This window comes from Bacillus sp. P4_D3, from assembly GCF_056401855.1.
This window is the reverse complement of sequence record NZ_JBFUIN010000445.1, coordinates 1-2554: the sequence shown is the minus strand read 5'-3', so window position 1 is coordinate 2554 and position 2554 is coordinate 1. Positions and strand designations below refer to the sequence as shown.

At 32.4% G+C, this 2554-nt stretch carries 4 protein-coding genes; 1 reads left to right on the top strand and 3 read right to left on the bottom strand.

Annotation, left to right across the window (positions count from 1 at the left end; all coding sequences use genetic code 11):
- Window positions 1–765: HNH endonuclease (locus tag AC1DTM_RS22480; protein WP_477000919.1), on the top strand; the 765-nt coding region annotated here is incomplete at its 5' end.
- A gap of 228 nt (window positions 766–993) precedes the next feature.
- On the opposite strand, the gene AC1DTM_RS22475 is transcribed toward AC1DTM_RS22480, so the two are convergent.
- From AC1DTM_RS22475 to AC1DTM_RS22465, 3 genes are all read right to left on the bottom strand, one after another.
- Window positions 994–1086: a putative holin-like toxin gene (locus AC1DTM_RS22475; RefSeq protein ID WP_001289318.1), complete on the bottom strand. Its 93-nt coding sequence runs from the start codon at window positions 1084–1086 to the stop codon at window positions 994–996.
- 146 nt (window positions 1087–1232) lie between these two features.
- Window positions 1233–2282 carry a hypothetical protein gene (locus AC1DTM_RS22470; RefSeq protein ID WP_477000918.1) on the bottom strand — a complete coding sequence of 350 codons (1050 nt, stop codon included), beginning with the start codon at window positions 2280–2282 and terminating at the stop codon, window positions 1233–1235.
- 12 nt (window positions 2283–2294) lie between these two features.
- The coding region (locus AC1DTM_RS22465; RefSeq protein ID WP_477000917.1) for a tetratricopeptide repeat protein at window positions 2295–2554 on the bottom strand (260 nt) is incomplete at its 5' end.

Here is a 2554-nt window from a genome sequence, read left to right as displayed (position 1 = left end):
ATTCCAGAGATATTATGTGGATATTATTTCACAAACTCAATTTGTGATTCCTGTCATGAACATATGACAACAAATATTGACCGTCCTTTAATTAGACATAAATTAAGTCAATATAAGATTGAGCAAATGAAAAAACAAATCGACTCCCCTCTCTATACGAATGAACATGGTGAGGAGCTAGCAGCCGCTGAGACAGATGTAGTCGAAGTAAGTGATGAGATACTTTATTCTAATGCATTAATTATGAAACTATGTAAAAAGCACGATATTTCATTACATAATGAAATTTGGAAAGAAGAGCGCGTAACAAAAGTAGCTAGTTCTATTCAACGTGAATTGCTTTTAGATAACCGTAAATATAAGATGAGTGTATTAAAAATGGCCTATACTTTTGCTGTACAAACAATTGATGGCTACTTTGACGATCCAGATGCGATTGATATTTCTACCATTCTATTAAATGCCGATTTCATGGAATTAAAGGAAAAGAGTATCGTTCGTGACTTAAGCAAAAGCTCTTTATGGAATACATTAAATACAACGAGCGAAAACCATTACTTTATTTTACTTAGTGATAAAGACGGTCTGTTCTGCTTCATTCGCCTATTTGATATTTTTGATGTTGTTGTTCATTTATCAGAAAAAAGATACAATCTTCCATCACCAATTGTCGGCGTAAATAATGTAGACAAAAAAGGATTTTTTGTGGAAAGTTTAAAACAGTATATGGATGGGCTATTTAAAGAAACTACACGTTCTATTTAATCCACATAAGAACATACGGTCTCCTTTCTTCATGAAAAGACACTGTGTTATAATGAGTATGAAAAGAACAATACAATCACATAAAACAATTAAAAACTGTATATAAATAAAAAAGACTAGTGTGCGGCTACACACTAGTCTACGTAACTTAGCAGATTGGATTGTTCATTTATCCTATTTGTTTCGTACAAACACAACAACCCACATTCTATAGGCATAGGTGGGTTGTTATTTTTTGAGCTTGTCAATTAAGACGACAATAAACGTTAACAATGCAATGAGAAACAGTCCACCTTGCAGTAACAACGCAATTTCACTCACTTATTATCACCCCCCTCCTACTCGGAGAAGTGATAATTGAACAACCAACCGTACCATAAGTTACCTCTTAATTTTATCATATTTTTTAATTGTTTACGACGAAAACCCGCAAGCTATTAAGCTGCGAGTTTTTTTATTTTCCACTCCTATTTCAACTTCTCCATAACCGTATCATAAAATTTCCGTTCATCGTCTACATTTAAGTGAATACGACTTACTGTTTTAGAAAATCCATATAACAACTGTGCTTTAATTGGCTCTTTTAACGTTATTTCAAAAGTTGCAGGTTCTTTTATAAATTCCATAACAGTTGCGTCAAGAACCTCTTTCTCTTCTTCTTTCGTTAAAGGTTCACCTTTATAAAACGCAATGTTATCAATTTGTGTATATGGTATAACGATTTTCTTTCCTAATCCAATTTGAATGATCACTTTTTCTTCCGCCACGATAATTGGATTTTTACGCATCGCTTGGATTTCAGCTAAAAAATAAAACATCGCATATATGTTCAAAATGAGTAAAATCCAAGCTATAACTGGATTCCATTGATGAAGTAAATAATGAAAACCGATACTTTCAATTAATGTTGCATGAATAATCATGATATAAACACCTATTGCACCGGTCTTCTTATGATATGAATATGTGAATTCATTTTCTAGTACTTTTTCACGCCACGATAAAAAAGCATAATAGAGTAATTTACACTCTGTTAGAATGATATTTACCGTCTTACTTCTCTTCATACTAACATCAAATGCTGCATCAATCGCATAAGAAAATGAAGAATACTCACTTCGATATTCTTTATATCGTTTTATTATTTTAGGAAGTACTCTTATAATTTTATACATAAGAAACAGTTCAAAACATACAAACGCAATTTCTCCAGCAACTATTACATACGAAACAAATGAAAAAGCTTGTAAATAATCACTAGGAATTATAAATCTTGCGAATACGTATCCAGCTATAACTACAGGAAACATATACGTTAACGAATATCTTTTCCGTATAATAAAGAAATATGTGATAACCGGAATTACAAACATAAAATCTAATAATGAACCGAGGACTACTTCTCTCGGGGCAGCTGGTACTATTGGAAGGGCATACAATAAATAGTTTGATAACATAATTAAAGATATGAGCCCAATCCAAATGCCTTTTCGCCTTCGTGAAATTGATGGATTCATTCCTTTTCTCCTCTATTCAAAAACCTCATTTAAATGATCTTTATAAAATGAAATGGCACGTTCAAATTCTTTTACTTCCTCTACTTTTACGACCATTTCAAGTAGTAATTTCATCGCGGATTCATGATCGTTTACGTTATATTTTGCTAATGATAAAAATACTTTCATCACGTCATTTTCCGGGAACTTCTTTATCCCTGCTTCTAATACAGTAATCGCTTTATCATATTCCCCTATACAACGATACGTACTGCCAAGACCGATATACGCAC